Origin of the sequence: uncultured Leptotrichia sp., from assembly GCF_938036635.1 — a bacterium.
GTDB classification, from domain to species: Bacteria; Fusobacteriota; Fusobacteriia; order Fusobacteriales; family Leptotrichiaceae; genus Leptotrichia; species Leptotrichia hongkongensis.
This window is the reverse complement of record NZ_CALHQO010000504.1, coordinates 1-1110: the sequence shown is the minus strand read 5'-3', so window position 1 is coordinate 1110 and position 1110 is coordinate 1. Positions and strand designations below refer to the sequence as shown.

At 21.8% G+C, this 1110-nt stretch carries 1 protein-coding gene; it reads right to left on the bottom strand.

Annotated features, from left to right (window positions below):
* Window positions 1-218: 218 nt before the first annotated feature.
* The gene (locus Q0370_RS11805; RefSeq protein ID WP_367270889.1) at window positions 219-728 is read right to left on the bottom strand and encodes a hypothetical protein; all 510 of its coding nucleotides are present in this window, start codon (window positions 726-728) and stop codon (window positions 219-221) included.
* Between the last annotated feature and the right edge of the window lie 382 nt (window positions 729-1110).

The following is a 1110-nucleotide window of genomic DNA, read 5'->3' as shown; positions in this document are numbered from 1 at the left end:
GGACTTTTTGCTAGAATAATATTTTACAAAAATTCTAATATATTTATTTGAAAATTCAAAAGAGTCGTTATCGTTGAAATAGCTGATAGAATCAATATTTTTTAATTTAAAGTTATTCATAAGTTCTTCAATTTTTGGATAATGTCTTTTAATTTTGTTAAGTTTTCTTGTAAGAGTGTAAAATAGGACTATTGGTGATTTAACAGTTTTTGAAGATGCTAAAGAAAAAGTTTTAGATTATTTGAGGCTAGATTAAGCATAAGAGCCTTTTTTAAATTTTTTTCAAAATCTTTAGAATTTTTGGCATAATTTATATTGTCGTAGACGTATTTATATCCTCTTTTTGACACATAAAGTACAAATAGATGATAAATTTCTTCAGGATTGGAAATTTTTTCTTTAATAAGTTCCAGCATTTTATAAATTTTATTATCAAAAGGTTTGTAGGATTGTTTTAATTTATTTATAGAAAAACTTATTGAGGTAATTTTATTCGTTGCTTTTTTGTGTTCTTTTATTTTTTCATATTCAATTGAAAAATCTGTAAAAGTATTTATATCCAGTATAGCTTTTTTTAAAATATACTTTTCAAAATCAAAAAATCTTTCATATTTATCATTTGCGTTTAGGTAAGTTTTTACTAATGAAACTGGTAGAGTGATTTCGTTCTTATCTTTAAAATTTTTAATAATATTGTTATAAAAACTGAATGAGAAAGAATCATTCATAAAAATAAATTTTTCAATTTCAAGAAGGGAAAAAAAGTTTTTTTTGAGAGAAAAGCAGTTTTTAAATTCTTCAGTAAAAAATATGTGACAATAATCAGAATATAAAACAAAAGATGAAATGATTCCAAAGGAGCCTGAAAATTGCATATCTGTAGAAAAAAATATATGTTTTTCTATTAAAGCATTAAAAAATGGGGTAAAATCATTAATTGAAGGGAAATCGAGTATGGAAAGCAGTTCTTCAAATCTAATTTCAGCTTTTTCTAAAAATGACGAATCTGATGCAATTCTAAAGAATAATAATTTAAAAAAGTTTTTTTCATTTTTTGTTATTTTTTTTGAAAATTTAAGATTAATAGTATTTTTTAAATTTGTAAATTTT

Excerpts from the sequence above, each read along its gene's own strand:
- Q0370_RS11805 (WP_367270889.1), bottom strand. The coding sequence starts at position 728 with ATGAATGATTCTTTCTCATTCAGTTTTTATAACAATATTATTAAAAAT.